General features: G+C 62.9%; 31 protein-coding genes. 15 read left to right on the forward strand and 16 right to left on the reverse strand.

All coding sequences use genetic code 11. The features are described from left to right. Nucleotides 1-168: 168 nt before the first annotated feature. Genes N4G42_RS14385 through gstA form a run of 6 tightly spaced genes read right to left on the reverse strand, consistent with a single transcriptional unit; the run spans nt 169 to nt 4,164 of the window. Nucleotides 169-849, reverse strand: a complete 681-nt coding sequence (locus N4G42_RS14385) for a DsbA family protein (protein ID WP_260667667.1) — start codon at nt 847-849, stop codon at nt 169-171. Further along, complete coding sequence (locus N4G42_RS14390) at nt 846-1,832, reverse strand: catalase family peroxidase (RefSeq protein ID WP_260667668.1); 987 nt, start codon at nt 1,830-1,832, stop codon at nt 846-848. Before N4G42_RS14390 ends, N4G42_RS14385 begins: the two co-directional genes overlap by 4 nt. A gap of 2 nt (nt 1,833-1,834) precedes the next feature. Continuing rightward, a complete protein-coding gene (locus N4G42_RS14395) occupies nt 1,835-2,935 on the reverse strand; it encodes an MBL fold metallo-hydrolase (protein WP_260667669.1) in 1,101 nt (366 codons plus the stop codon). A gap of 1 nt (nt 2,936) precedes the next feature. Continuing rightward, on the reverse strand, nt 2,937-3,317 hold the full coding sequence (locus N4G42_RS14400; RefSeq protein WP_056062424.1) for a nuclear transport factor 2 family protein: 381 nt from the start codon (nt 3,315-3,317) through the stop codon (nt 2,937-2,939). Then, entirely contained in the window at nt 3,314-3,532 is a 219-nt protein-coding gene (locus N4G42_RS14405) for a tautomerase family protein (protein ID WP_056062421.1), read from the reverse strand. The genes N4G42_RS14400 and N4G42_RS14405 overlap by 4 nt, the downstream gene beginning before the upstream one ends. Before the next feature lie 11 nt (nt 3,533-3,543). Then, a complete protein-coding gene (gene gstA / locus N4G42_RS14410) occupies nt 3,544-4,164 on the reverse strand; it encodes a glutathione transferase GstA (protein WP_233193738.1) in 621 nt (206 codons plus the stop codon). A 106-nt stretch (nt 4,165-4,270) separates the two neighbouring features. On the opposite strand from gstA, the gene N4G42_RS14415 reads away from it, so the two are divergent. Continuing rightward, complete coding sequence (locus N4G42_RS14415; protein WP_260667670.1) at nt 4,271-5,182, forward strand: LysR family transcriptional regulator; 912 nt, start codon at nt 4,271-4,273, stop codon at nt 5,180-5,182. 92 nt (nt 5,183-5,274) lie between these two features. Here the strand turns inward: N4G42_RS14415 and icd are convergent, their stop codons facing one another. After that, a complete protein-coding gene (gene icd, locus N4G42_RS14420; RefSeq protein WP_015014237.1) occupies nt 5,275-6,534 on the reverse strand; it encodes an NADP-dependent isocitrate dehydrogenase in 1,260 nt (419 codons plus the stop codon). Nucleotides 6,535-6,759: 225 nt separating this feature from the next. Here icd and N4G42_RS14425 point away from each other — a divergent pair, with 225 nt between their 5' ends. Together N4G42_RS14425 and N4G42_RS14430 are read left to right on the forward strand one after the other, a co-directional pair. Beyond that, nucleotides 6,760-6,963 (forward strand): hypothetical protein, encoded by a 204-nt coding sequence (locus N4G42_RS14425; RefSeq protein ID WP_260667671.1) that lies wholly within the window; start codon nt 6,760-6,762, stop codon nt 6,961-6,963. Nucleotides 6,964-7,158: 195 nt separating this feature from the next. Next, complete coding sequence (locus tag N4G42_RS14430) at nt 7,159-7,698, forward strand: DUF192 domain-containing protein (RefSeq protein WP_260667672.1); 540 nt, start codon at nt 7,159-7,161, stop codon at nt 7,696-7,698. Nucleotides 7,699-7,865: 167 nt separating this feature from the next. Here the strand turns inward: N4G42_RS14430 and N4G42_RS14435 are convergent, their stop codons facing one another. Together N4G42_RS14435 and xseA are read right to left on the reverse strand one after the other, a co-directional pair. After that, on the reverse strand, nt 7,866-8,447 hold the full coding sequence (locus N4G42_RS14435; RefSeq protein WP_056062412.1) for a superoxide dismutase: 582 nt from the start codon (nt 8,445-8,447) through the stop codon (nt 7,866-7,868). Nucleotides 8,448-8,656: 209 nt separating this feature from the next. Continuing rightward, on the reverse strand, nt 8,657-9,982 hold the full coding sequence (gene xseA, locus N4G42_RS14440; RefSeq protein ID WP_260667673.1) for an exodeoxyribonuclease VII large subunit: 1,326 nt from the start codon (nt 9,980-9,982) through the stop codon (nt 8,657-8,659). A 352-nt stretch (nt 9,983-10,334) separates the two neighbouring features. On the opposite strand from xseA, the gene N4G42_RS14445 reads away from it, so the two are divergent. The 6 genes from N4G42_RS14445 to adk all read left to right on the forward strand — a co-directional run bounded on the left by N4G42_RS14445 (nt 10,335) and on the right by adk (nt 14,480). After that, the gene (locus tag N4G42_RS14445) at nt 10,335-10,982 is read left to right on the forward strand and encodes a MotA/TolQ/ExbB proton channel family protein (protein ID WP_056062406.1); all 648 of its coding nucleotides are present in this window, start codon (nt 10,335-10,337) and stop codon (nt 10,980-10,982) included. Nucleotides 10,983-10,987: 5 nt separating this feature from the next. Beyond that, entirely contained in the window at nt 10,988-11,422 is a 435-nt protein-coding gene (locus N4G42_RS14450; protein ID WP_056062402.1) for an ExbD/TolR family protein, read from the forward strand. 5 nt (nt 11,423-11,427) lie between these two features. Beyond that, nucleotides 11,428-12,528 (forward strand): tetraacyldisaccharide 4'-kinase, encoded by a 1,101-nt coding sequence (gene lpxK, locus N4G42_RS14455; RefSeq protein ID WP_260667675.1) that lies wholly within the window; start codon nt 11,428-11,430, stop codon nt 12,526-12,528. A gap of 28 nt (nt 12,529-12,556) precedes the next feature. Continuing rightward, complete coding sequence (locus tag N4G42_RS14460; RefSeq protein WP_056062396.1) at nt 12,557-12,739, forward strand: Trm112 family protein; 183 nt, start codon at nt 12,557-12,559, stop codon at nt 12,737-12,739. After that, nucleotides 12,736-13,566 carry a 3-deoxy-manno-octulosonate cytidylyltransferase gene (gene kdsB / locus N4G42_RS14465; protein WP_260667676.1) on the forward strand — a complete coding sequence of 277 codons (831 nt, stop codon included), beginning with the start codon at nt 12,736-12,738 and terminating at the stop codon, nt 13,564-13,566. Before N4G42_RS14460 ends, kdsB begins: the two co-directional genes overlap by 4 nt. Before the next feature lie 257 nt (nt 13,567-13,823). Further along, nucleotides 13,824-14,480, forward strand: a complete 657-nt coding sequence (gene adk / locus N4G42_RS14470; RefSeq protein WP_056062394.1) for an adenylate kinase — start codon at nt 13,824-13,826, stop codon at nt 14,478-14,480. 152 nt (nt 14,481-14,632) lie between these two features. On the opposite strand, the gene N4G42_RS14475 is transcribed toward adk, so the two are convergent. From N4G42_RS14475 to N4G42_RS14485, 3 genes are read right to left on the reverse strand one after another with little or no spacing between them, the layout of a single operon-like run. Then, nucleotides 14,633-15,103 (reverse strand): DUF6152 family protein, encoded by a 471-nt coding sequence (locus tag N4G42_RS14475; protein ID WP_260667677.1) that lies wholly within the window; start codon nt 15,101-15,103, stop codon nt 14,633-14,635. 28 nt (nt 15,104-15,131) lie between these two features. Beyond that, nucleotides 15,132-15,551 carry a hypothetical protein gene (locus N4G42_RS14480; RefSeq protein ID WP_260667678.1) on the reverse strand — a complete coding sequence of 140 codons (420 nt, stop codon included), beginning with the start codon at nt 15,549-15,551 and terminating at the stop codon, nt 15,132-15,134. 19 nt (nt 15,552-15,570) lie between these two features. After that, complete coding sequence (locus tag N4G42_RS14485) at nt 15,571-16,530, reverse strand: asparaginase (protein WP_260667679.1); 960 nt, start codon at nt 16,528-16,530, stop codon at nt 15,571-15,573. Between the two features lie 83 nt (nt 16,531-16,613). Here N4G42_RS14485 and lexA point away from each other — a divergent pair, with 83 nt between their 5' ends. Both lexA and N4G42_RS14495 read left to right on the forward strand, forming a co-directional pair. Next, the gene (lexA, locus tag N4G42_RS14490; RefSeq protein WP_056062380.1) at nt 16,614-17,288 is read left to right on the forward strand and encodes a transcriptional repressor LexA; all 675 of its coding nucleotides are present in this window, start codon (nt 16,614-16,616) and stop codon (nt 17,286-17,288) included. Between the two features lie 1,066 nt (nt 17,289-18,354). After that, nucleotides 18,355-19,362 (forward strand): D-2-hydroxyacid dehydrogenase family protein, encoded by a 1,008-nt coding sequence (locus N4G42_RS14495; RefSeq protein WP_260667680.1) that lies wholly within the window; start codon nt 18,355-18,357, stop codon nt 19,360-19,362. Nucleotides 19,363-19,491: 129 nt separating this feature from the next. Here N4G42_RS14495 and N4G42_RS14500 read toward each other — a convergent pair whose 3' ends face one another. The 4 genes from N4G42_RS14500 to N4G42_RS14515 all read right to left on the reverse strand — a co-directional run bounded on the left by N4G42_RS14500 (nt 19,492) and on the right by N4G42_RS14515 (nt 23,341). Beyond that, nucleotides 19,492-20,619: a branched-chain amino acid ABC transporter substrate-binding protein gene (locus N4G42_RS14500; protein ID WP_056062370.1), complete on the reverse strand. Its 1,128-nt coding sequence runs from the start codon at nt 20,617-20,619 to the stop codon at nt 19,492-19,494. A 131-nt stretch (nt 20,620-20,750) separates the two neighbouring features. Next, nucleotides 20,751-21,344, reverse strand: coding sequence for a hypothetical protein (locus N4G42_RS25670; protein ID WP_409557828.1), 594 nt, complete (start codon nt 21,342-21,344; stop codon nt 20,751-20,753). After that, complete coding sequence (locus N4G42_RS14510; RefSeq protein WP_260667681.1) at nt 21,344-21,778, reverse strand: DNA polymerase III subunit chi; 435 nt, start codon at nt 21,776-21,778, stop codon at nt 21,344-21,346. The genes N4G42_RS25670 and N4G42_RS14510 overlap by 1 nt, the downstream gene beginning before the upstream one ends. A 6-nt stretch (nt 21,779-21,784) precedes the next feature. Next, on the reverse strand, nt 21,785-23,341 hold the full coding sequence (locus N4G42_RS14515) for a leucyl aminopeptidase (RefSeq protein WP_260667682.1): 1,557 nt from the start codon (nt 23,339-23,341) through the stop codon (nt 21,785-21,787). 23 nt (nt 23,342-23,364) lie between these two features. Between N4G42_RS14515 and lptF the strand changes: the two genes are divergently transcribed. The 4 genes from lptF to N4G42_RS14535 all read left to right on the forward strand — a co-directional run bounded on the left by lptF (nt 23,365) and on the right by N4G42_RS14535 (nt 26,985). Next, the gene (gene lptF, locus N4G42_RS14520; RefSeq protein WP_260667683.1) at nt 23,365-24,471 is read left to right on the forward strand and encodes an LPS export ABC transporter permease LptF; all 1,107 of its coding nucleotides are present in this window, start codon (nt 23,365-23,367) and stop codon (nt 24,469-24,471) included. Next, a complete protein-coding gene (gene lptG / locus N4G42_RS14525; protein WP_056062363.1) occupies nt 24,468-25,577 on the forward strand; it encodes an LPS export ABC transporter permease LptG in 1,110 nt (369 codons plus the stop codon). The genes lptF and lptG overlap by 4 nt, the downstream gene beginning before the upstream one ends. A gap of 22 nt (nt 25,578-25,599) precedes the next feature. Beyond that, a complete protein-coding gene (locus N4G42_RS14530; RefSeq protein WP_260667684.1) occupies nt 25,600-25,971 on the forward strand; it encodes a sirohydrochlorin chelatase in 372 nt (123 codons plus the stop codon). Between the two features lie 72 nt (nt 25,972-26,043). Continuing rightward, complete coding sequence (locus N4G42_RS14535) at nt 26,044-26,985, forward strand: CysB family HTH-type transcriptional regulator (protein ID WP_056062356.1); 942 nt, start codon at nt 26,044-26,046, stop codon at nt 26,983-26,985. The last annotated feature ends 12 nt before the right edge of the window (nt 26,986-26,997 follow it).

Consider the following 26,997-nt stretch of genomic DNA (forward strand, 5'->3'; position numbering starts at 1 on the left):
AGCGTCAGGCCATCTTAGGAGGGAAAGATTCAAAAAGCCAACTCTGAATTGCCAGCGCGATCATGCAGGCTGTGGGAAAAATCGGGAAGCATGCAACAGGGGCTGATCAATAGCGCTGCTGCACAAAGTGGGCCTCACCATCTGTGGCGTTGCATACACTTTCCCCCGCTAGCCCCGGGGTGTGACTGTCATGGATGTCTGATCCATCCAACGATCTATGGTCGCAAGCAACGCGGGCGCTTTGGCAAAACCATCCACCAGGCGGACCAGGTGCTCGCCATGTTTGCCCAGAAGTGCGGGAAAGCTGGTGATGCCCCAGCGACGCGCTTGCGCAAAGTCCCTCTGAGTCACCTGGAGGGTTGCATCGGCCACGAAGCACTCCTGCAGCCCTTGGGCATCCAACGCCTGTACCGACAGAGCCTGAGTCACTACGGCGACCAGCACTTCTGGATCGGTCGTGTCCAAGCCGTCGGCATAAAAAGCCTTTTGCAGCGCCCGAAAAATGGCCAACAGGTTTGCACCCGGCTGACTGAGCCGAGCGGCAACTACCGCGCGACAGACAGGCTCTGTGTCGTATACAAAGCCTCGCCGAGCCAGGAGGGCCTCTCGGTCAAAGCTCACGCCTGTCTGTGCTTCCCCCTTCGCCCAGTGAAACAACCTCAAGCTCTTGCCGGCATCGTCCAATACCTCAGTAGCCCCTGCACGCAGACCACCAGTGACGATGTCGAGCCGCATTTCGGGCCGCCGGGCCAGTGCCTCGGACAGTTCTTGTCCGAAGCCGTAGCACCATGAACACATGGGGTCTCCCACAAACACCAAGCGGTGTCGCTCGCTGGCGGCGGCGTTCATTGGCGCTCCGCCATTCGGCGCCCGAATGAAATCCCATATGCGGCTGGACGCGCCAGCAGCACCGGGTCGGCAGAAGGTTCGATGCCATCCGGCAGAGCCAGGGGATTGAAAAGGACGGGCTCGCAGGTCGAAGACTCGGACAAGCTCTCAATCACCAGACGCCCTGCAGTGACCTGCCGACGCTGTTCTGGCCACGCGACGGTCGGGTCGCTGGGATCGTCGATGTCTTCAGCCAACTGCACCAAAAACCGGAAGGAAGCGGGTCCTCTGGCAAGTCGCTCCTTCAGCTCTGCCGCGAGAAAATCGTCGGGTAGCTGCATGCTCTGCTCCTCACTCAGCCGCTGCTCTCCCGCCTCCGGCTCAAAGCGCCAACGCACAAAGCGGCGTTGGTCATCCGGAGCCCGGAAGATGAATGCGTTCACGCCCCAATAAGGAGTCGTGACATAACTCGCAGGCGCAGAACGCTCGGCCAGATATTTCCCCTGGCGCAACGACTCGGGGTGAGCCAGGTTGAATGCTGCCAAGCGTTCTGGAGACGGTTTACCGGTCACCGGGTCCGGGACGCGGGATCGGACAAACGGAGCGAAGTCCGCCGGGTCCTTCACAAAATATACCGGAGCAGACAGGTTGGCCTGCATCCAGACTGCCCCATCGGGAAGGTCCAGCTTGAGCGACAGACCACGTGTTGAGCGGCTTTTGTCCGACGCGCCGGGATTGCCCCCACCCACCGAAAACCGAGCGAGGGCTGGCACTTGGGCTCCCGAAAAAGCAGTCGCTTTGCTCAGTGCTCGTGCCTCGGCAGTTCCGATGAAGAAGCCCTTCGCACACAGCCCCTTCGTCTGCGTACGACGCACGCCAGCGTGTTTGCCAAACAACGCCTCCAATGCGTCCACAGACTCTGTCAATGGTTGGGCTACTACCGCCATCGGCTGCCCAACGGCCAGCGTAAGCAACATAAGGTAGATGTAGTTTCTGAGTGCCATGTTCAATCCAGCCGCAGGCTCTGCTCCATGGTGAAGCACTGGTCCCAGATGTACACATCAAAAGCCGCCAGGCGAGAAGCCCACTTGGGTGTCAACGCGTTCACACATTGGGCCGCCACGCGGTCTATGTAATTGTCAAAGACGGCCCAGGGGTTGGATTGGTCGCGGGCATCCATGCCCTCGCCCAAGGCAGTGTTCTGCAGTGCCTTGCCGGCAGCCTCTTTGAGATCTTGCAAAAACTCGTGTTGCATGGCGACGTCGGCCTTGGTACCGGCGCGTGCAACATGGCCAGAAACCAGCCAGTCGAAGTCCATCGACTTGATCTTCTCGACCTGCTTGAAGTAGCCCGGGATGTCCTGCGCCAGCGCAAGGCGTCTCCACGGCATCCATCCGGGAAAGATGACGTCCACCACCATCAACGTACGTTGCTCAGGTGCCAGGATGAAGATGTTCCCCGGCTCATGACCATTGCCGTGGTACGAAAGGTCCAGGCGCTGCCCGCCCACTTTGAGGGTGTACTTGTCGCGGAAGGTGACGCCGGGCAGCGGGCGTTTGGGATCACGTGCACGCGCCAGGATGGTTTGGGTTTCTTCGTGCGCAATGATCACAGGTCGGCGCGGCAGCGTGGCTAGCAACTCCCCTGCTGCACCGATGTGGTCAACATGGGCATGGCTGTAAATGATGTGTGTGATCGGCTTGCCCGTGACTTCACGGATGGCTTTCGCGATAAATCCGGCCAGCGGGGGCGGTGCGTCAGCCAGCACTACGCCTTTTTCGTGCACCACGAACATCGCCTGGTAGACGTTGTCGGTCACCATGTACAGGCCGCGCCCCAGTTCCTGGATTCGATAACCCTTCGCGGGGTCAATGGTGGGTCCCTTGGCAGCTTCGGGGATTTCCATGTACTTGCCGGTGCGCGCTCCAATGGTCGCAATCGCGGGCATTCCATGGTACGGCTCCGAAGCAGCACACCCTGGGGCCGCGCACTCTTGGTGAGCCGATGCGCTGGCAGAAAAACCCAGCAGCAATGCAGTGACGCAATACAGCGCCAGCCCGCCCACTGAAGAGAGAAACGGCTTGTAGAAAGGTCGAAGAATATTCATGTCAATCTCTGATGTCGTAATGAAAGACCTTGGAGACGATCTGCCAGCGTCCGTCCAGCCAGAGCAGCGTCAGTAGGTCGATGAAATGTTTGGGCGCAATGGAGCACTGGAGTTTGGCCAGTGCCGTGACGGGGCCTACCAGGTCGATGGAGAGCACGCGGTCGGTGCGCCCTTGGCCGCTCGCCGCAGGGGCTGGGCGAGCATCCACCACCGGGAAGTACTCGTTCATACGCCAGAAGATGGGTTGCTCTCCCACCGCCGTGGCGTACAGGGCCTGCGGATGAAACACCTTGGCCAGGCGCGTTGTGTCGCTGTGGTAAAGGCCGTCGAGGTACAGCTCCAGCACCGAATGGATGGCGGCAAAGTCAGCGGCGCTACTCATTGCGCACCGCCTTTCTTCGCCCGCTCACGCAGCACGGTCACGGTTTCGCCAGCGATGCCCCAGTGGTCGGTATCCACTTCTTCGATCACAACAAAAGTAGTGGCTGGGTTCTTGTCGAGCACCTGCACGACAAGGTCGGTAGCGCCCCGAATCAGCTGGGCCTTTTGCTCGCGCGATGCACCCTCGCGGGTGATCTGGATCTTGATGTAAGGCATGGGAGTATTCCTCAGGCTACGAGGCCTTCTGTCTGCATCGCGGCACGGACCTCGGGGCGGGCTGCCACACGCGCCATGAAGCTGCCGATGTGCTGCAGTTCCCCCAAGTCGATCTGAACAAACTTGGCCCAGCCCAGCACCACGAACAGATAGGCATCGGCGGCAGTGAAATCGCTGCCCGTGAGGTAGCTCTTGCCAGCCAGTTGTCCGTCGAGCCAGACCAGCTTCTTGTAAAGCACAGCAGCCAGCGCCTTCTTGGCATTGGCATCCACATCGCTGTGGAACAGCGGGGTGAAAGACTTGTGCAGTTCCGCCGTCACGTAGTTCTGCCACTCCATGACCCGGTAGCGCTCCAGACTGCCTGCGGGGGGCATCAGGGTGCGTGCGCCCGCCCGGTCCGCCACATATTGAGCAACTATCGGCCCTTCGGTGATCCGCGTTCCATCAGCAAGTTCGATCACAGGCACCTGGCCTTTGGGGCTGATGGCATAGAAGTCGCCGCCAGTGCTGGTGGTGTGTTTGTGGGTATCCACCTTCTCCAGCGTGAATGGCGTGCCGGTTTCGCGCAGAAGAATGTGCGTCGCCAGTGAGCATGCGCCGGGAGAGTAGTAAAGCTTGATCGAGTTCTGCATCTGGGGACTCCTTATGTCCGTGGTTGGTGATGCAGTGACTGTATTTGCGATGAAATTGACAATAAACTAGATTCATTTCAAATCACTAATTACATAAGAATCAACAATGAACCGGCAATTCGACAACCTTCGCCTGGGCAGCATTGAGTTGTTCTGCCTGACGGCGCAGCACCAGGGGTTCACTGCGGCAGCCAAGGCCACAGGACTCACGGCGGCTGCCGTGAGCCGTTCAGTGGCACGGCTGGAGGAGCGTCTGGGCGTGCGCCTTCTCATGCGCACTACGCGCCAAGTGCACCTGACGGAGGTTGGGCAGCGCTATTACGACCAATGCCGCCAGGCGCTGACGCAACTCAGCGAGGCAGAGCGTGAGGCGTCGGGCCAGCAACTCAAGCCAGCAGGCCTTGTGCGGATGAGCCTGCCCACTTCGTACGGCCACCATCGCGTACTGCCTCTCTTGCCCGCGTTCAGCAAGAAGTACCCCGACATAGAGATAGAACTGCAGTTGTCCAACCGTAACGTGGACTTCACCGAGGAAGGTTTTGACCTCGCCATCCGTGGCCGAACACCGCCAGATTCGAGCCTGGTGGCTCGCAAGTTGGAGGACGCGGCCTTGATCGTTGTCGCAGCCCCGGCCTACCTGAAACGCCACCGCGCACCCGCTACGCCAGACGAGCTGGAACGACATGAATGCGTGCAGTTCGTGCTGCCGAGCAGCGGGCAGGTCGTTCCCTGGTTGCTGGTGCACGAGGGCCAGACCATGGAATGGCCGACCCAGGGCAAGTTGCGCTGTGCTGATGACATCCTGGGTCAGGTCACGCTGGCCCGCGCAGGAGCAGGCCTGGTACAAACGTACCGTTTTCTGGTGGAGGAGGATCTGCGCAACGGCCAGTTGGTCGAAGTGCTGGCGGGGCATGCGGGCGCGTCACGCCCGTTTTCGCTGATCTACCCAGGCAACCGGCACATGCCCCTGCGGGTGCGGGTGCTCATTGACTATCTGGTACGCGCGCTGGGACGCTGAGGCGCAAACAAAAAACCCTGGTCCGAATGACGCACCAGGGGTCTTCTTTTATGGAGACGTTTTGAACCGCCCCGAAGCCAAGGCGGATGCGACTACATGTTGTCAATCATGACCTGCCCAAACCCCGAGCAGCTGACCTGCGTGGCACCTTCCATCAGGCGGGCAAAGTCGTAGGTCACCTTCTTGGATGCGATCGACTTCTCCAGCGAGCTGATGATCAGGTCGGCAGCCGCTGTCCAGCCCATGTGGCGCAGCATCATCTCGGCCGACAGGATCTCGGAGCCGGGGTTCACGTAGTCCTTGCCCGCGTACTTGGGCGCCGTGCCGTGGGTGGCTTCAAAGCAGGCCACCGAGTCGGACATGTTGGCGCCAGGGGCAATGCCAATGCCGCCCACCTGTGCCGCCAGCGCGTCAGAGATGTAGTCACCATTCAGGTTCAGCGTGGCCACGACTGAATACTCGGCCGGGCGCAGCAGGATCTGTTGCAGGAAGGCATCAGCGATGCTGTCCTTGATGGTGATTTCCTTGCCGTTCTTGGGGTTCTTGAGGCGGCACCAGGGCCCACCGTCGATGAGCTCGGCACCGAACTCCTTCTGTGCCAGGGCATAGGCCCAGTCGCGAAAGCCCCCTTCGGTGTACTTCATGATGTTGCCCTTGTGCACGATGGTCACGCTGGGCTTGTCGTTGTCGATGGCGTACTGGATGGCCTTGCGCACCAGGCGCTCCGTGCCCTCGATGGACACGGGCTTCACGCCCAGGCCGGACGTGTTGGGGAAGCGGATCTTCTTCACCCCCATCTCGTCCTGCAGGAACTTGATGAGCTTCTTGGCCTTGTCCGACTCAGCCTCAAACTCGATGCCGGCGTAGATGTCTTCCGAGTTCTCGCGGAAGATGACCATGTTGGTCTTTTCGGGTTCCTTCAGCGGCGAGGGCACGCCCTTGAAATACTGCACGGGACGCAGGCACACATACAGGTCCAGCTCTTGGCGCAGTGCCACGTTCAGCGAGCGGATACCGCCGCCCACGGGCGTGGTCAGCGGGCCCTTGATGGACACCACGTACTCGCGCAGCACCTGCAGGGTTTCATCGGGCAGCCACACATCGGGGCCGTACACCTTGGTGGACTTTTCGCCCGCGTACACCTCCATCCAGTGGATCTTCTTCTTGCCGCCGTAGGCCTTGGCCACGGCTGCGTCCACCACCTTGATCATGACGGGCGTGATGTCCAAGCCGGTGCCGTCACCCTCAATGAAGGGAATGATGGGCTCGTCCGGCACATTCAGGGACATGTCGGCGTTGACGGTGATTTTCTGGCCTTCGGCAGGCACCACGATGTGCTGGTAGGTGGTCATGGGTGGGGAGTCTCCGGTGTGCGCCGAGTCTGATTCGGTCGATGAGGGGCAAAGCGAGGAAAAGAAGCACCGCCGCAGGCGCGCCAGTGTGGTTTCAAACCATTCTAATGACAAAAAATTTCGTCCAAGACCCTGTCAACGGGCCGCGCGCTGCTATCGTTGCGAGTGGAGCCGTACGGAATTCGTCCGGCCCTTCAACCTTCGTTCACACTGGAAACGGCATATATGAAAAAACTCCTCGCTGTCCTCGTGGCCTGTCTGTTCACTGCTGGTGCTTTTGCACAGGCACCCGCAGCCGCCCCTGCCACCACCGCTCCCGCAGCCGCTCCCATGACGGCCCAGGCAGCAGCACCGGCCACCAAGAAGGTCGCCAAGAAAAAGACCACCAAAAAGGTCGCCAAGAAGAAAACCGCCCACAAGGCCGCCTGAAACATCGCAAGGCCTGACATACCCACCACGGGGCCCTCAGGCCTTCGCTGATTCAAAAACCGCCCGCTCCTGCGGGCGTTTTCTTTGGTGCTGCGCATGCTCTGCGCACCGCCTGAACTTTTTGCGAGCACTGCAGTCCGTCCCTGGCGCAGCTGCCGCACCCTGTGTTGTCTTTTTTGCCAGAAAGTCCCGCCCATGACCGCCTCACGCGCCCTCCCAGCCCTCCCGCTCGCCGCCCTGCGCGGGGCGACCGGTGTTCCCAGCCGTGCCCGCCGCGCAGTCGGGACCTGGGGGGTTTGGCTGGCGGCATGTGCACTGGCAGCGCCCGCTGGGGTCGCCCAGGCGCAAGAAGGCCCGCAGATGAACCTGCGGCGCGTGGAACTGACGGCCGGCATGCACCGCATCGACGCCCAGGTCGCCCTCACCCCCCAGGAGCGCCAGACCGGCCTGATGCACCGCAAGGAAATGCCCGCGCATGAAGGCATGCTGTTTGTGTTTGAGCAGCCCTCCCAGCAGTGCTTCTGGATGAAGAACACCTTGCTGCCGCTCACTGCGGCCTTCGTTGCCGATGACGGCACCATCGTGAACCTGGAGGACATGAAGCCCCAGACACTGGATTCACACTGTTCGGCCAAGCCCGTGCGCTACGTGCTGGAGATGAATCAGGGCTGGTTTGCCAAGAAGGGCATCAAAGCCGGGGCCAAACTCAGTGGGACTCCGTTTGCCCGGCAGTGACGCCAAGGGCTGCTGATGCTATATATTCAATAGCAAAAAAACCATGATTCACTAGCGCATCCAGTCGAAAACAGTTCAAATTTTCTGTCGTGCAACAAAAAACGGCCCTCGGGCCGTTTTTTGTTGCCTGCGCGGTGTGAGCGCCACACCGCGACTGCGCGGGTCGATCAGGCGAAGTTGGCTTCAGCAAACTTCCAGTTCACCAGCTTGTCGAGGAAGGTTTCGACGAACTTGGGACGCATGTTGCGGTAGTCGATGTAATACGCGTGTTCCCACACGTCCACCGTCAGCAGGGCCTTGTCGGCGGTGGTCAGGGGCGTGCCAGCGGCGCCGGTGTTGACGATGTCCACGCTGCCGTCAGCCTTCTTCACGAGCCAGGTCCAGCCCGAACCGAAGTTGCCCACGGCGGACTTCACAAAGGCTTCCTTGAAGGCGGCGTAGCTGCCCCACTTGGCGTTGATGGCTGCGGCCAGCGCGCCGGATGGCTCACCGCCACCCTGGGGAGCCATGCAGTTCCAGAAGAAGGTGTGGTTCCAGATTTGCGCAGCGTTGTTGTAGATGCCACCGCTGGCCTTCTTGATGATCTCTTCCAGCGTCAGGGATTCGAACTCGGTGCCCTTTTGCAGGTTGTTGAGGTTCACCACGTAGGCGTTGTGGTGCTTGCCGTGGTGGTACTCCAGGGTTTCCTGGCTGTAGTGCGGGGCCAGGGCGTCGATGGCATAGGGCAGCGGGGGAAGGGTGTGTTCCATGGTGGTGTTTCCTCGTGGTTTGAAATTCTGGGACGCCGTCTGCAACGCGGGCTTTCCTGAGCAATGCAGTCGGACACAGCGCGAAGGGGGCATTGTAGGAACATCAGGTGACCTGTGCAGCATGTGGGCTCCCGGTTCCCCACCCACAACGCCACAAACCGCCGCTGTCCTACAAAAAAGCCCTGCAGCCCTCGCCCTCCGCAATCCGCTCACAGCAACCGTGGCTGCGACACCGTCACATCCACGGCGCCGTCGGCCAGCGTGGCCCGCAGCGCGTCGCCCGGCTGGGCCTGGCGCACGCTGGTCACCGCCTGGCCGCTGGTGTCGGTCAGCAGCGCATAACCGCGCTGCAGTACCAAGCGTGGGTCCAGCAACTCCAGCCGCAAGGCAGCACGGTCCAGCCGCTCGGCGTGCTGCGCAGAACTGCGTTGCAAAGCCTGGGGCAATTGGGCTTCCAGTGTTTGCTGGCGTTGCGCCAGGCGCTGCATTTTCAGGAGCACCCCATGGCGCATGCGCTGCGCAAGGCGCGCCAGTTGCAGCTGCTGGCGCGCCACCAGGCCCGAGGGACGGCCGAGGCGGGCTGCGGCCTGGTCCAGCCGCTGGTGGCGGGTATCGAGCTGGCGCTGCACACCATCGCTGAGGCGGCCTGCCAGCAAATCCAGCGCGCCCAGCCAGACCTCGCGCGGCTGGGCCACCAGCTCGGCCGCCGCGGTGGGCGTGGGAGCGCGCAGATCGGCGCAAAAGTCAGCGATGGTGAAATCGGTCTCGTGCCCCACGCCGCTGACCAGGGGCACCGGGCTTTGCACGATGGAGCGGGCCAGCTGCTCGTCGTTGAAGGCCCACAGGTCCTCGATGGAGCCGCCTCCACGGACCAGCAAAATCACGTCAATGGGCGGATGCCGGTTCGAATCAGCCCCAGGCGCCTGCCCCGCTTGCGCGAGCAGATACAGTTTTGATAGCGCCGCAATGATCGACGGCGGGGCGGCCACACCCTGGACCTGCGCGGGCACCAGCACCACCGGAATGTGCGGCACACGCCGGCGCAACGCCGTGACCACATCGTGCAGCGCGGCTGCGCCGGCTGACGTGACCAGGCCAATGCCGCGGGGCTGCAGCGGCAGCGGGCGCTTGCGCGCCGTGTCGAACAGGCCTTCGGCGTCAAGCTGCGCCTTGAGCCGCAGGAACTGTTCGAACAACGCGCCCTGCCCCGCCCGCTGCATGCTTTCCACGATGAACTGCAGGTCGCCCCGCGCCTCATACACACCGAGACGCCCGCGCACTTCCACCAATTCACCATCGCGCGGCGAAAAGTCAAGCAACGTGGCTGCGCGTCGGAACATGGCGCAGCGTAACTGCCCGTTGGCGTCCTTGATCGAAAAATAACAATGCCCGCTGGACGCGCGCGAGAAGCCCGTAATCTCACCGCGCACCGCGACAGGATTGAAGCGCGCCTCCAGGGCATCAGCAATGGCGCGGCACAGCGCGCCAACTTCCCAGATACGGGGCGCCGCTGCTGGGCTTGAGCGGTCAAACATGAGAAACGGCGCGCGTTGGCGCCGCGCCCCCCCTGCGAGTACTCCACAGTTTCGAGCCAGCGGGAGTCGCCTTCAAACTGGGCACCCCAATCGGCCGCAAAACACGAGAGCACGTGCAAGCTGTTGATTTATATACCTTTTTCACTGCACAATTTTTCATCAATCTGTTGCAAGCACGGCGCGAAGCCACTTTGCGAGGCTGTGGATGTGGGTTGCCCACAAAGTTATCCACAGTTTTTGTGGGTGAGCGCGGTGATGGGTGGCGTGCGCGATAACGTAACGGTTTGTGACGCGGTGGCCGCCGCAAGCTAGGCCATAATCGCCGATTGCTTTCATCTGCGCGGAGAGAGATTTGCTGTCCATCATACAAGCCGCAGGCTGGCCCATCTGGCCCCTGATCGCGTGTTCCGTCCTGGGACTGGCACTGATTTTTGAACGTTTTCTGGCCCTGAAAACGGCCCGCGTGGCCCCCCCCAAACTCCTCGACGAAGCCATCACGGTGTCGTCCAAGGCCTTGCCCACCCCCGACGTGGTGAACCAGCTGGCCCAGAACTCGGCCCTGGGTGAAGTGCTGGCCAGCGGCCTGCGCACCCTCAACAGCAACCCCCAGTGCAGCGAAACCGACCTGCGCGCCGCCATGGAAGGCACCGGCCGCGCGGTAGCGCACCGGCTGGAGAAGTACCTGTCGGCCCTGGCCACCATCGCTTCAGCCGCACCGCTGCTGGGCCTGCTGGGCACCGTCATCGGCATGATCGAGATTTTTGGCTCGCAGGCTGGCGGCGGGGGTGTGGGCCAGGCCATGGGTGGCGGCAACCCGGCCCAGCTGGCGCATGGCATCTCCATCGCGCTCTACAACACCGCGTTTGGCCTGATCGTGGCGATCCCCTCGCTGATCTTCTGGCGCTACTTCCGGGCCCGCGTGGACGCATATCTGCTCACGCTGGAGCTGGCGTCGGAGCAATTCGTTCGCCACATCCTGCGCCTGCGCAAAGCCAAGTAAGCGCCATGAACTTTCGTCCCCGCGCCAAGGATGAGCCCGAGATCAACCTGATACCGTTCATCGACGTGCTGCTGGTGATCCTCATCTTTCTGATGCTCACCACCACCTACAGCAAGTTCACGGAGCTGCAACTCACCCTGCCCGTGGCCGATGCCGAGCAGCAGCGCGACCATCCCAAGGAAGTGATCGTGTCGGTGGCCGCAGACGGCCGCTACGCCGTCAACAAGACCGGCGTGGAAGGCAAGAGTGTGGATGCCATCGCCCAGGCTCTGCGCAGTGCTGCCACCGCAGGCCGCGACAGCGTGGTCATCATCAGCGCCGACGCCATGTCGCCACACCAGTCCGTGGTCACCGTGATGGAAGCCGCGCGCCGCGTGGGCCTCACGCAGATCACGTTTGCCACGCAGTCGTCCGCGTCGGGACGCGCGGCCAGCCGCTGACGGGCATGGCCGCTTCCGGGCCGCAGCCGCCCCGGGCTTCGGCCCCGCAGGTCTCTCTGCCCACGGCCGAACAACGGCTTCACAACATCTGGCAGTCCCGGGGTCCAGCGGCTTGGGCACTGTGGCCCGTTTCCCTGATGTATGGCGCGTTGGTGGCGCTGCGCCGCTGGCTGTATCGCAGGGGCTGGCTTCGCTCCGAACACCCGGGCCGCCCCGTCGTCGTGGTGGGCAACGTGATTGCCGGAGGCGCCGGCAAGACCCCGGTAGTCATCGCACTCGCCAAACACCTGCAGGCGCGCGGCCTGCGCGTGGGCGTGATTTCGCGCGGCTATGGCCGCAGCACGCACGACTGCCGTGCGGTACTGCCTGACAGCCTGGCCAGTGAGGTGGGCGACGAGCCCGCCCTGATTGCCCGCAGCGTGGCGGCGGGTGGCACAGTGCCTGTGTTTGTGGCCCCGCGCCGCATCGCTGCCGCACGCGCGCTGCTGGCCGCGCACCCTGCCACCGACGTTCTCATTTGCGATGACGGCTTGCAGCACCTGGCGCTGCAGCGGGACTTGGAGATCTGTATCTTCAATGACCAGGGCATCGGCAACGGATTGCTGCTGCCTGCCGGCCCGCTGCGGGAGCCCTGGCCCCGCGCCGTGGACATCGTGCTGCACGCAGGCAGTGCGCCGCCGCACGGGACCACGGCGCCTGCATTTGAGCTACAGCGTAGCCTGGCGCCCTTTGCCCTGCGGTCGAACGGCCAGCAGTTGCCACTGGCCCAATTGCAGGGGCAACCGCTGCATGCGGTGGCAGCCGTGGCCAGACCCAGCGAGTTTTTTGCCATGCTGCGCACCCAGGGCCTGGCGCTGGAGCGCACCGAGGCCCTGCCAGATCACTATGATTTTGATAGCTGGCAGCGCATATCCGAACAGCGCATGCAGCTTGTTTGCACTGAAAAAGACGCCGTGAAGCTCTGGACCCGCCATCCTGACGCACTGGCTGTTCCCCTGGTCGCGCAGATGGACCCGCAATTTTTTACTGCCCTCGATGCCTGGCTCCATCGAGTTGCGACCGGCCCAGGAGCCCAAAGGCCGCCGCTATCATCTGCCCCTGCCTGAACGAACCCTCCCGGAAAGCTCCTCCCCCATGGACCCCAAACTGCTTGAACTGCTGGTCTGCCCCGTCACCAAAGGCCCCCTGACCTATGACCGCGAGGCGCAGGAACTCGTCTCGCGCAGCGCTCGGCTGGCCTACCCGGTGCGCGACGGAATTCCGGTGTTGCTGGAAAACGAAGCCCGTACCCTGACCGATGAGGAACTGGAGCAGTGAGCGCACCCGTGCCCGCCGTAGCCCACACCCCCTTCACCGTGCTGATCCCGGCACGCATGGCCTCAAGCCGCTTGCCAGACAAACCTCTGGCCGACATTGCGGGCCTGCCCATGGTGGTGCGCGTGGCCCGGCGTGCTGCGCAGAGCGCCGCAACCCGCGTCGTGGTGGCGGCCGACGACGCCCGCATCCTGCAAGCCTGCGCAGTGCATGGCGTGGATGCCGTCATGACCCGCGCCGACCACGCCAGCGGCAGCGACCGGCTGGCCGAGGCCTGCCTACAGCTGGGGCAGGACGGCGACGACATCGTCGTCAATGTGCAGGGTGACGAGCCGCTGATAGACCCCGGCCTCATCAATGCCGTGGCAAGCCTGCTGCAAGACCGAGATGGAAAGCGCCCAGAAGCCAGCATGGGCACCGCTGCCCATGCCATTGCGTCCCTGGCCGACTACACCAACCCCAATGTGGTGAAGGTGGTGCTGGACGCGCGGGGTCTGGCCCATTACTTCAGCCGTGCACCCATCCCTTTTGGCCGCGACCACGCGGGCACGGCCTGGTGGGAGGGCGCGGCACAGGCCGCCCAGCCCGGTGTCAAGGCACTGCAAGGCTTTGCACCGCTGCGGCACGTGGGCATCTACAGCTATCGCGCAGGGTTCTTGCGGAAATTTCCGCAGCTGGCGCCAGCACCGACCGAGGCGGTGGAGGCCCTGGAGCAGCTGCGCGCACTCTGGCATGGCCACCACATCGCCGTGCACCTGGCAGACGCAGCGCCCGGCCCTGGCGTGGATACGTCGGAGGACCTGGAGCGGGTGCGCGCGCTGTTTCGCTGAAAGCTCTCTGGCGCCGCCATGCGGTGTGCGCTGCGGGCGCACTTTCAACGCACTGGGGACGTACAGCGGGGCGCCGTGGTGGGCACGTGGAGGCGCCGACCTAGAAACGGTCACCCATGTAAGTCAGCGCAAGGTGGTCACATGCTATCCTCAACTGTAACGAGAGCACCGCATCCCGGGCGCACAGAACGGCTTCAGGCGCCCTTCGAACGTCCCCGCCAGCGGCGCCACCCGATTTCTAACCTTCGAGGACATCCATGAGACTGATTCTGTTGGGCGCGCCTGGCGCCGGAAAGGGCACGCAAGCCACGTTCATCTGCCAGAAGTACGGCATCCCCCAGATCTCCACCGGCGACATGCTGCGCGCAGCGGTCAAGGCCGGCACCCCCCTGGGCCTGCAAGCCAAGGCAGTGATGGATTCGGGCGCCCTGGTCAGTGACGACATCATCATCGGTCTCGTCAAGGAGCGCATCACGCAGGCAGACTGTGCCAACGGCTTCCTGTTCGACGGTTTCCCCCGCACCATTCCCCAGGCCGACGCCATGAAGGCCGCAGGCGTCAAGCTGGACTATGTGCTCGAAATCGATGTGCCCTTTGACGCCATCATTGAGCGCATGAGCGGCCGCCGCTCGCACCCCGCCAGCGGCCGCACCTACCACGTCAAGTTCAACCCCCCCAAGGTGGAAGGCAAGGACGACGTGACCGGCGAAGAACTGATCCAGCGCGAAGACGACAAGGAAGAAACCGTCAAGAAGCGCCTGCAGGTTTACAGCGACCAGACGCGCCCTCTGGTGGATTACTACAGCAACTGGGCCAAGGACGAACCCGCTGTGGCACCCAAGTACCGCGCCATCAGCGGCACCGGCAGTGTGGACGAGATCACTGCACGTGCGCTGCAGGCGCTGGCCAGCTGATACATTGAACCAGGAGCAAAAAACCGCCTGACATACGTTGGGCGGTCAAGCCCCATCCAAGCGACGCACCGCACCAGGGCGTCGCTTTTTTCATGGGCCGCCTTGAAACACGGCAGCCGCGACAGCCGCCTGCTGCGGGCATGTGCTTTGACTCAGGCAGGACTGGACCGCAGGCCGTAGGCTTTGCCGTCCACAAACAGGTACTCGGCACGCAGTACCGCCTCGCCCTTTTCGTCCCGCAGGCCAAAACCCACGACTGATACGGCGGTGCCTGGCTTGATCTCTGGCACCTGCCACGCCTGCATGCGGGTCAGAGGCGCCAGCTCAATCTCCCAGACACGGTCCTTGCGGGTGGGCAGCACCGTTTTGGCCAGCAGCGCGCGGCCATCCACGGGCGCTGTCTGCGCGGGGATGGCGCGTTGCGCAAGGTCCGCTGGCAACTGGAGCGCAGTGGGCAGTTCCAGCTCCAGCTCTGCGTGCGGGTTTTGCCAGCGCACTTTGCGCGCTGTGCCCTCAAGATACAGCGGTCGGTCTGCATCGAAACTGCTCCAGCCATGGTGGGCGTGCACCCCCAAAGGCAAGGCACTGGCGGCGATCAGCACATGGCGACGTTGCAGGCTCATACAGACTCCTGATGAAAAGGGGGCGATCTCAAAGATACGCAATCCAGCGGCCACAAGCCACCACCGCCAGCCACACCATGGTGGATGCCAGCATCTGAAGGCGGGCCAGCCCGTCCAGGCGCGTGAGGGAATCACGTGCATGGAACCACGCCGCGTTACAGCCCGCAAGCATTAACAACAGCATCTTCAAGGTAAAGGCGCGGTTGCTGAGCAACTCTGATGGCTGGGTAGCAAACATCAACAGACCCGACGCTGCCGCCAATCCAAAGCCACACCCGGCCAAAGTCAGACCCAGCCGGGCGAGGTCTTTCATCGGCAAGGCCGCACCGCGCCCAAACACCCGCAACTCCAGCAACACCAGATTGCCCAGCAACAGCGCAATGCCCACAATGTGGACGACTTCGAGCGCGGGATAAGCCCAGGCGTGTGTCTTGAGTGCGGTGAACACGGCTGGCAGTCCTTTTCGATCAATCCGCCCGCAGCAAATCAAGCATCAGAGCGACCCGCGCCTTGACTGGCGACAGGCCTTGCGAGGCAGGCAGCGCATCACCCGGCTTGGGTAGCACCTGTCCCTCGGCGCAGCGGGTGGAGCGCACCACCCGCACCCCGGCTTTCTGCGCGCGCACCAGGGCAGCCTCCAGATCGTGGTGGATCGTGCCATTGCCGGTGCAGGCCACCACCAGGCCCTGCACGCCCTCTCGCACCAGCGCATCTACCGCCCTGCCCGATGCCCCCGCATGGTTCATGACGATTTCCACCCACGGCCAAGCCACAGCGTTCACTATATTATTCATAGCGCTATCGGCATGATCTACATGCGCTACCAGGCTACTGCATGCCCAGCGGACCACGCCCTCTTCCACCCATCCCAAAGGACCGGCCTCGCCCGAGCTGAAGGCATTGACGCGGTAGGGATGCACCTTTTGCACATACCGTGCGCCATGCACTTCACCCGCCGCAACAGCCAGCACACCTGTGGCACCGGGTGCCAATACCGCTGCCACAGCGTCCAGCAGATTCTGGGGTCCATCGGGGGTCAGGGCTGTGGCGGGCCGCATGGCGCAGGTCAGCACCACGGGCTTGCGCGCATCCAGCGCCTCGTGCAAAAACCACGCGGTCTCTTCCAGGGTGTCCGTGCCATGGGTGATGACCACACCTCTCACCTCCGGGTCGCTCAAATGGTGCGCGCACCGCAGTGCCAGCGTGCGCCACACCTCGCAATCCATGTCCTTGCTGTCGATCTGCGCCACCTGCTCTGCAGCCAAGGCGCCCCCTGCCAGTGCCTGCAAGCCTGGCACGGCCGTCAGAAGTTGCTCCACCCCCACCTGGGCCGCGGTGTAGCCGATGTTGTCTCCCGCCTGTGCAGAGGTGCCCGCGATCGTGCCACCGGTGCCCAAAACCACAATTTTTTGCCCACTCACTTGCATACTCCGAAAAACTGGTGAAAAATACAGTTACTGGATTAAAAAACAGTTGTTCGCCACTGTAACCGCCTGCACCGGAAACCACCATGCTCGACAACCCCAAACTCACCGCCCGCCAGCAGCAGATTCTGGATCTCATCCAGACCGCCATCGCACGCACCGGCGCGCCTCCCACCCGCGCAGAAATCGCGGCCGAGCTGGGTTTCAAGTCAGCCAACGCGGCAGAAGAGCACCTGCAGGCCCTGGCCCGCAAAGGGGTGATCGAACTGGTCAGCGGCACCTCGCGCGGCATCCGCTTGCGCGGAGACACAGTGCGCTCCATCAACGCAGCCCGTGGCAACCAATTCAGTCTGCCCATCCCGGGTCTGTCGCAGCTGGTCTTGCCCCTGGTAGGTCGGGTGGCTGCTGGGTCGCCCATTCTCGCGCAGGAACATGTGGACCAGACCTACAGCGTGGAAAACAGCCTCTTCCAACACAAGCCCGACTACTTGCTCAAGGTGCGGGGCATGTCCATGCGCGACGCCGGCATCATGGATGGTGACTTGCTCGCCGTGCAGTCCACCCGTGAGGCTCGCAATGGTCAGATCATCGTGGCCCGCCTGGGCGATGATGTCACCGTCAAGCGACTTCGCCGCACGGCCACTGCCATCGAGTTGCTGCCCGAAAACCCCGACTATCCCGTGATCGTGGTGCAGCCCGGCGAGCCCTTCGAAATCGAAGGACTGGCAGTGGGACTTATCCGCAACACCATGCTGATGTAGCGTGTGCCCCAGGGGCCGCACCGTGGGTGGCGGGCGTTTGGTGAACGGATACAACCGATTCACCAGCCCTGCGGTGCAGGTCCCGTTGAATGCCAAGGCCTCTCACGCAATGCTTGATGGATCGGCGGAGCAGCTGTCTGCACGGTCGAGGGATCAACTCGCACTGCGTCTGTCTGCACTGGTGTTCGACCACTTTGCAATCCTGCCTATGTTCAACCCCCGACTTTCGGAGTTTTCACATGGGAATTGCTTTGTTCACCCTGTCTGCTGTGCAGAACCCTCTTCGCAGTCTTAAAAAGCTGCTTGCCAACCCAGCCAGTGCACCCAAAGACCGACTGGACCTGCAGGCACTGCCAGTCGGCATGAGACATGCCAGGCCAGGCAACGCCCCAGCATCGGCCTCCCGCAGCGACGACGCCCAAACCCTGGTCCCCAGCAACTCCACAGAGCCACTGGCACAACGTCCATTGCGCGGAAATTGGCCCTTTACCGCCAAACCTCCAGTACGAACGCCAGAAAGCCCGACCAGATCCGCTGCCACCCACCGCTCCTTCCTGCCAACACACATGGCCGGCAGCAAACGTCAGGCCTTTTTGGCGTCAGTGGGTGCAGATAACTGCCCACCACAATCCACCCGGGTGCTGCGCCGGGCCTCTGACGCAGGCACCTGCCGCCTGGTAATTGCCGGCCGAATGGCCGATGTGTGCGCAGAGCTGGACCGCCTGGCAGCATCCGAGGCGCTCCGGGCCTGATTCGCAGAGCGCAGCAGGCGCCACGAGCGCCAAGCCCTCTTCTACGCCCCGCGCACCAAGGCTGCGGCAATGTCAGGCAGTGCTCGATCCGCAAACGTCTAACACCGGGGCACCGGCAGGTCCAAAACTCTGCACCGAGCTGCAGCAGTCGTGGTGCATGGCACTCTCTGAGTCCGGACTTCCGTGCACGCGCAGGGCAAGAAGTGCGTCCACGGGGCTCATGCAGCACTCAGTCACCAAAAAACCGCAGGCTTTGGTATGCCCAGCACGGCCCCTGTGGCATTCCCCTGCGCCCGTCAAGGCACAATGTCGGCATGAATATTGTGATCCTCGACGATTACCAGGATGCAGTGCGCAAGCTGCATTGCGCCTCTCGGCTCGACGCATACACCGCCAAGGTGTACACCAACACGGTCAAAGGGCTGGGGCAGCTTTCGGTGCGACTCAAAGACGCCGACATCATTGTGCTGATCCGCGAACGGACCCAGATCACACGCCAACTGGTTGAAAAGCTCCCGCGGCTCAAGCTCATCGCCCAAACTGGCAAGATTGGGAGCCACATTGATGTAGCGGCATGTACCGAGCGGGGGATCGCCGTGGCAGAAGGGGTCGGCTCCCCTGTGGCTCCCGCCGAGCTGACCTGGGCCCTGGTGATGGCCTCCATGCGCCGCCTGCCACAGTACATCTCCAACCTCAAGCATGGCGCTTGGCAGCAGTCCGGTCTCAAGACCGCGTCCATGCCCCCCAACTTCGGAGTCGGCAGCGTGCTGCGGGGTAAAACACTGGGTATCTGGGGCTACGGCCGCATCGGACAACTGGTGGCCGGCTATGGACGGGCGTTTGGCATGAACGTGCGCGTCTGGGGGCGTGAAGCCTCGCGCGCGCAGGCGCTGACGGATGGATACCAGGCCGCCGCTACGCGCGAAGAGTTTTTTTCGCAGTGCGACGTGATCTCGTTGCACCTGCGCCTGAACGACGAAACGCGCGGCATCATCTCGCTTGAAGACCTCTCGTGCATGAAGCCCACCTCGCTGCTGGTCAACACGTCACGTGCAGAATTGATTGAACCCGACGCGCTCATCGCAGCACTCAACCGGGGTCGCCCGGGCCTGGCGGCCGTGGACGTGTTTGAGAGCGAACCCATCCTGCAAGGCCACGCCCTGCTCCGCCTGGAAAACTGCATCTGCACACCACACATCGGGTACGTGGAGCAGGACAGCTACGAGCTCTACTTTGGTGCAGCTTTCGACAATGTGGTGAATTTCATCAAAGGCACGCCTACCAACATCGTGAATCCAGGCTCGCTGCAAGTCAAACGCTAACAGATCAAACCATCGCGGCGTTGGCAACGCTGACTACACCGCGGAATTAAAAAAGGCTTCCCGAGGGAAGCCATTTTTACTATCGCTGCAAGGCACCGAAATGCCCCGCAGCTGAAAGCAACACTCCAATTACAGAGGTGTCTTCTTGCCGTCCTTGTAGACGTACAGCGTGATCGCTGGGTTCTTCATTTCGCCGTTGGGTTCGAAGGCGATGGTGGAGGTCACGCCCTTGAAGTTGGACTTGGCGAGTTCGTTCACGTACACCTTGGGGTCCACGGAGTTGGCGCGCTTCATAGCGTCCACCAGCAGGAACGTGGCGTCGTAGGTGTAGGGGCTGTAAACCTGGAACTGGTTGGGGTACTTGGCGTCGTACTTGGCCTTCCAGGCCGTACCGCCAGGCATCTTGGCCAGCGAGGAGCCGCCTTCCGCGCAGATCACGTTAGCCAGGGTCTTGGCACCGGCAGCCAGCTTGGCGATTTCGGACGTGCAGACGCCGTCACCACCGAAGTACTTGACGTTGGCCATGCCCAGCTGTTCCATCTGGCGCAGCATGGGGCCGGCTTGAGGGTCCATACCACCGTAGAACACGGCATCAGGGTTCTTGGCCTTGATGGCGGTCAGGATGGCCATGAAGTCAGTGGCCTTGTCGGTGGTGAACTGCTCGTCCACCACCTTCATGCCCTTGGCCGTAGCGGTCTTCTTGAACACGTCGGCAACACCTTGGCCGTAAGCAGTACGGTCATCGATGATGGCAACGGTCTTGAGCTTCAGGGTGTCCACAGCGTAGAAGGCCAGACCAGCGCCCAGGGCGTTGTCGTTGGCGATGATACGGAACGTGGTCTTGTAGCCAGGCTTGGTCAGGTTGGGGTTGGTCGCAGCGCCCGTCACCATGGGGATGCCGCAATCGTTGTACACCTTGGAGGCGGGGATCGTGGTACCGGAGTTGAGGTGGCCGACAACGCCAGCGACCTTGGAGTCGCACAGCTTTTGTGCGGCGGCAGTTCCCTGCTTTGGATCGGCAGCGTCATCTTCAGCCTGCAGCTCGAACTTGATCTTCTTGCCGCCGATGGTGACGCCTTGAGCGTTCAGCTCTTCAATGGCCATACGGGCGCCATTTTCGTTGTCCTTGCCGTAGTGGGCTTGGGCGCCGGAAACCGGAGCCACGTGGCCGATCTTGACCACCTGCTCTTGTGCAGAGGCCACACCAGCAACAGCCGCGATAGCAGCAACCACGGTCAGTTTCAACTTCAATTGCATATCAAATCTCCAGTAAAGATAAACGCTGAGAATCTTCTTGTGTCTCAACGCAGGCGAACATATCGCAATTTACGGGCCAGATCATTAGGGAACACGATTAAACGCAAGAGAAACCACAGGGGAATACCCTGTCATCCCTTGGCCACAGGGGGCGCACCACTGGCCAGCTCGTCCGCCACCGCCTCGTACACCGCATGCCGTACCACCGATTCGATCTCTTCGCGCAGACGCGGAAGCACTGACCGCGTCTGCTCCTGCACCACTGTGGCGATTGCTTCGCGCAAGCGCTGGTCCAGCACTACATCCACGCGCTGCATGACGCGGTGCACCATGTACTCCTCCATCCCATCTGGCAAGGCGCGGGCCGCAACGGGCGCAGCCCCTGGCTTTGGGCCAGCAGGGGTGGCAGCATGAACCGCCGGGCGAGGTTGGACATGGGATAACGTAGAACGTGATGCCGGGGGAGCGGCCACAGGGATTGGCGCAGCCACCGGAGAGGCCACAGGACGCTCTTTGGCGGGGGGCGCAGCGACCTGCGCCGCACCAGCCGGTCGCGCACTGGGCAATGCAGGCCTGGCCAACGCCACAGACTGCGACGGCGACAGGACGGTGGTGCGGACCGCCGGATTTGAAGCCCCCGGCGCGAGGGGCGCCACGCCAGGCACCTGCACCACTTCGGTGAGCGTGGGTACAAACCGCGGAGGGGTTTTGGGTGGGAGCGCCATCAGCCCGCTTTCAACACCAGATCATGGCGGGTAATGGCGTAGCCCCGGGACGCGTAGTGGCGCCAGCGCGCACGTGCCTGGGCGCGGTCGGTTTCGTCCTGGGCGCTCACCACTTCGACCAGACGGTTAAACCGGCCAAAACCTTCCGGGACTTCCGCATTCAGGTTCAACAGCACTTCGTGATGCGGTGCCAGGCGTGCATCCTGCGCCAGCAACACCGGAGAGCCCTGAACCAGCTCCTCGTCCGAGTCGGCGTGGCAATGGGCCACAAAGTCCTGGGGGGCCAACAACCAGAGCATGCGGTCCAGCGCCTGAAGCGCATCCGCAGGCGCGGCAATGACCAAACGAGCCCCGCTGCGCTGCACCTTGCGCGCAAACCGGCATGCGTAGGCCAGCTTGTCGGGTGCGTTGAAGTGAAAGGCTACCTCGGTCATGACGCGTCACGCAGCCTTGGTGCTGGAGGACCGCTTGGCGGCTGGCTTGCCCACAGCTCCAGCAGCGGCCGTCCTGGTCACAGAGCGTGACGCGGACTTGGGTGCCTTGGCTTGTCGGACCTGCGACCTGGACTGCTCCAGCACATAGTGCACCAGCAGGCCGACCGGGCGTCCTGTGGAACCCTTGGTCGCGCCTCCCTTCCAGGCAGTACCCGCAATGTCCAGGTGAGCCCAGGGCATGTCGCCGACGAACTTCTGCAAGAACTTGGCAGCGGTAATGGAGCCACCCGCACGGCCCGCCACGTTGCCCATATCGGCAAAGTTGGTCTTGAGGCCGTCTGCGTAGTCATCGTCCAGCGGCATGCGCCAGCAGAGGTCTTGCGCGGCCTCACCAGCTGCCTGCAAGGACTCCGCCAGACCGTCGTTATTGGCAAACAAACCACTGCGTACGCCCCCCAAAGCGATCACGCAGGCGCCGGTCAGCGTCGCAATATCCACCACGGCGGCAGGCTTGAATCGCGCTGCATAGGTCAACGCATCACACAACACCAGGCGCCCCTCCGCGTCGGTGTTCAAAATCTCGATGGTCTGGCCGCTCATGCTGGTGACCACATCGCCAGGTTTGACAGAACGCCCGTCCGGCATGTTTTCGCAGGCGGGAATCAGGCCCACCACATTGATGGCCGGCTGCAGTTCGCCCAGCGCGCGGAAGGTGCCCAGCACGCTGGCAGCGCCGCACATGTCGAATTTCATCTCGTCCATCTCGGGCGCGGGCTTGATCGAGATGCCGCCGGTGTCAAAGGTGATGCCCTTGCCCACCAGCACGATGGGTGCCTGGTCCTTGGCAGCGCCGTTGTAGCGCAGCTCGATGAAACGCAGGGGCTCTTCAGAGCCCTTTGCCACAGCCATGAAGGCGCCCATGCCCAGACGCGCCACCTCTGCCGGGCCATGGACCTTGCACTGGATGCGTGGCAGCTTGGCCAGTGTTTTGGCTGCATCCGCCAGCAGGCTGGGGGTTGCGTGGTTGGCTGGGCGGTTGCCCCACTCCCTGGCAAACTCCACACCAGCGACCAGGGCGACCCCGCTGTCAAACCCGTCACGCGCACTGGCAGCATCCGGCACACCCACCACACAGCGGCTCAGGCTGCGTGCTTCCACCTTGGTCTTGGTGGTGGTGTAGACATAGCTCACGTCTGCCACCGCCTGCACAACCGCGCTGACAGACGCCGCCGGGGCTGCGCCGGCAAAACACAGCACCACGCGCTTGGTCAGGGGCGCCTTGATGGCACCACCCAGTGCCTGCAGCGCCTGGCGCGTTGCGCGCGCCGACCCATCGCCCAACCCCACCAGCACCACGCGGCGGGCTGCAACGGCAGGCACCTGGTACAGCTGCAGGTGTTTGCCCGCCTTGGTGGTCAGATCTCCGTTCTTGAGTGCCAAGGCCGCCAGGGCAGAAAGCGCGTCCTTGCCCGGCTTGAAGCCCTCGGGAAGCAGGACGATCAGCAGGTCGCATTTCTCCGAGGCTGCCGCAGCAAGTTCAAGGGTCTTGAGATCAAAGTTCATAATTGGTGTTTTCCTTCCAGCCAATGTTATTCGATTCATCCATCCGCAAGGAGCTGGCGCGCAGCTTCGGCGCGACCCTTGTGGTGCTGGTGACCGTGGTCATGACCATGATGCTCATCCGCACGCTGGGCCAGGCCTCCAAGGGCAGTGTCAGCCCGTCCGACGTGATGCTCGTCATGGGTTTCACCGTCTTGGGGCAATTGCCCACCATTCTCAGCCTCAGTCTGTTCATTGCGGTGGTCGGCACGCTGTCGCGCATGTACCGCGACAGCGAAATGGTGATCTGGTTCGCCAGCGGGCGCGGCCTCATCAGTCTGGTGCGCCCCCTGCTGCGCTTCGCCTGGCCGGTGATGGTGGTGATTGCCGTACTGTCGCTGCTGGTGTGGCCCTGGGCCAACTCCCAGATCCAGGAACTCAAGACCCGCTACGAGCAGCGCAGCGACATCGACCGCATTGCACCGGGCGAGTTCCAGGAGTCGTCCAACGGCAGCCGGGTGTTCTTCATCGACAAGGACACCCCCGACACGCAGGCCGCCAACAACGTCTTCATTGCCGCCAATGACGGCAAACGCGAATCCGTCACTTCCGCCCGCAGCGCCCGGCTGGAGACCCAGGGCGGTGAACGCATGGCCCTGCTGAGCGACGGTCAGCGCCTGGAGACCTCGCGGGACAAGCCCGGCGTGAAGATCAGCGAGTTCAGCCTGTACGGCACCCGCATCGGTAGTGCAGCCCCAGGTGCGGCGGAAGAACTGGCGGTGAAGACACGCACGACCTACGACCTCGTGATGCGGCCGCTGCCGGCCTACCGCGCCGAGCTGGGCTGGCGCCTCGGCCTGGCACTGGCCGCGCTCAACTTTGTGCTGCTGGGTCTGGCCGTGGCCAGCGTCAACCCACGCGCAGCGCGCAGCACGAGCATGGTGTTTGCGCTGTTTGCCTTCATCGTTTACTACAACCTCATGACCCTGGGCCAGAGCTGGGTGGGCGCGGACCGGCTGGGCCTGACCAGTTTCATGGTGCTGCTGCACGGCGGCATGCTGGCGGCCTCACTGCTGGTGCTTGCTGTCCGACACAACCAATGGAGGACGGGCCGGCTATGGCAGTCCCTGCGCACCGGAGGGCAGTCCGCATGAAAACCATCCGCCGCCTGATCCACCGTGAGGCGCTGGGCGCCGTCACCTTCGTCACCGTGGGCTTTCTGGCCCTGTTCTTCTTTTTTGACCTGGTGGATGAACTCCGCTGGGTGGGCCGTGCGGGGGAGGATGGCTACCAGCTATCGCACGCGCTGCTGTTTGTGGTGCTCAGCATTCCCAGCCATCTGTATGAACTGCTGCCCATCACCGTGCTGATCGGCACCATCTTTGTGATGGCCCGCCTGGCCCAAAGCTCGGAGTTCACCATCATGCGCACCAGCGGCATGGGCCCCTGGCGGGCGCTGCGCACGCTGCTCACGCTGGGTGGCGTCTTCGTGCTGCTGACCTTTGCTGTCGGTGACTACCTGGCCCCCCTGACGGACCGCACCGCCCAGCTCATCAAGGTGCGCTACCTGGGGCGGCTGACAGCAGGCGCCACGGGCGCATGGCTCAAAGAGCGGCAGGAAGACCACTCCTTTGCCGTCAACGTGCGCGCGCTCACCCCCAATGGCGGCATGCTGGACGTGCGCATCTTCGAGTTTGACGACAAGGGCCGCCTGGCTTCGCAGACGCGGGCCGCGTCAGGGCAGTTCGGCTCGGATGGAGCGTGGACCCTGGAGAAGGTGCAGCGCAGTCACTTTGAACAGCAAAGCGACAAGAACGAGGCCCGCGTGGAGCACCTGGAAAGCCCCTCCCTGCAGTGGCCGACCAAGATCAGTGCCGACATGGTGGCGGCCTCTTTGCTCAAGCCCGATCGCATGGCCACCCTGGACCTCTTTCAGTTCATTCGGCACCTGAACGCCAACGGCCAGTCCGCCCAAAAGTACGAGATCGAGTTCTGGCGCAAGGTGTTCTACCCCTTGAGCTGTCTGGTGATGGTGGTGCTGGCGCTGCCTTTTGCGTACCTGCATTTCCGCTCGGGCGGCATCGCGGGCTACGTGTTCGGCGGCGTGATGGCGGGCATCAGCTTCTTCCTGCTCAACAACGTCTTTGGTTATGCAGGCAACCTGCAAAACTGGTCGCCATGGCTGACAGCGGCAGCGCCCGGCCTGATCTACTCCCTGCTCTCGCTGGCGGCCTTTGGCTGGCTGGTGCTGAGACGCTGACACCCTGACCTCGCCCCGCCCCATGACCCACGCCATCGTCCTGTTTGCCCACGGGTCCCGAGACCCCCTGTGGCGCGCCCCTATGGAGGCAGTCGCAACGCGCATTGCAGCGCAAAGTCCGGACCGCCGGGCCATCTGTGCCTACCTGGAACTGTGTGAACCCGCCCTGCCGGACGCCGTCCGTCAATTGGTGGCCGATGGGGCCACCGCCGTCACAGTGGTTCCGATGTTTCTGGGCACCGGCAAGCACGCCCGGGAGGATTTGCCCCTGCTGGTGCAGGAGCTGCGCACCGCCCACCCCGCCGTGCAATTCCACGTCCAGGCCGCCATCGGGGAGGATCCACGCATGACGGCCTTGATGGCAGATATCGCCTGCGAAAGCCCGCCGATCTGAAATTTCTGGGGTGCGGTTCATTCGCTTAGACGATTGCAGCATAATGATGCAATCCTTTAGGCGATATTCGATATGAATCTGCACCAATTCCGCTTCGTTCAAGAGGCTGCGCGCCGCAACCTCAACCTGACCGAGGCCGCCAAGGCCCTGCATACCTCGCAGCCAGGCGTCTCCAAAGCCATCATCGAGCTGGAAGAAGAACTGGGCGTGGACATCTTCGCCCGGCACGGCAAACGCCTCAAGCGCATCACCGAACCCGGCCAGCATGTGCTCAAAAGCATCGAAGTCATCATGCGCGAGGTAGGCAACCTGAAGCGCATTGGCGAGCAGTTCAGCGCGCAAGACAGCGGCACCCTCAGCATCGCCACCACCCACACCCAGGCGCGCTACGTGCTGCCGGTGCCTGTGGCCCGCCTGCGCGAGGCCTACCCCAAGGTCAACGTGAGCCTGCACCAGGCCACACCGCACGAAGTGGCCCGCATGATCATCGACGAGGTGGCCGAGATCGGCATGGCCACCGAATCCCTGGCCGACTACCCCGAACTTGTCACCCTGCCCTGCTACGAATGGCAGCACGTGCTGGTGGTGCCCAACGACCACCCTCTGGCGCAAAAGGAACGCATCGGTCTGGACGACCTTGCGCACGAAGCGCTGATCACCTACCACCCCTCCTTCACCGGGCGCGGCAAGATCGATCACGCCTTCGCAGCGCGCAAGCTCACGCCCCGCATCGTGCTCGAAGCCATCGACTCTGACGTGATCAAGACCTATGTGCGCCTGGGCCTGGGCATCGGCATCGTGGCCGAGATGGCCATGCGCGACGACCCGGTGGGCGACCTGGCCGTGCGCCCCGTGGGCCACCTGTTTGGGCAGAGCGTGGCCCGCGTGGCCTTCAAGCGCGGCGCCTACCTGCGCAACTTTGTCTACAAGTTTGCCGAGCTGCTCAGCGACCGCCTGAGCCGCGAGCTGATTGCCCGCGCGATGACGGGCCATGTCAACGACTACGAGCTGTGACCTCCGTTCAGC

The sequence above is a fragment of the Acidovorax sp. K2F genome (assembly GCF_025246485.1).
Lineage (GTDB): Bacteria > Pseudomonadota > Gammaproteobacteria > Burkholderiales > Burkholderiaceae_C > Acidovorax > Acidovorax delafieldii.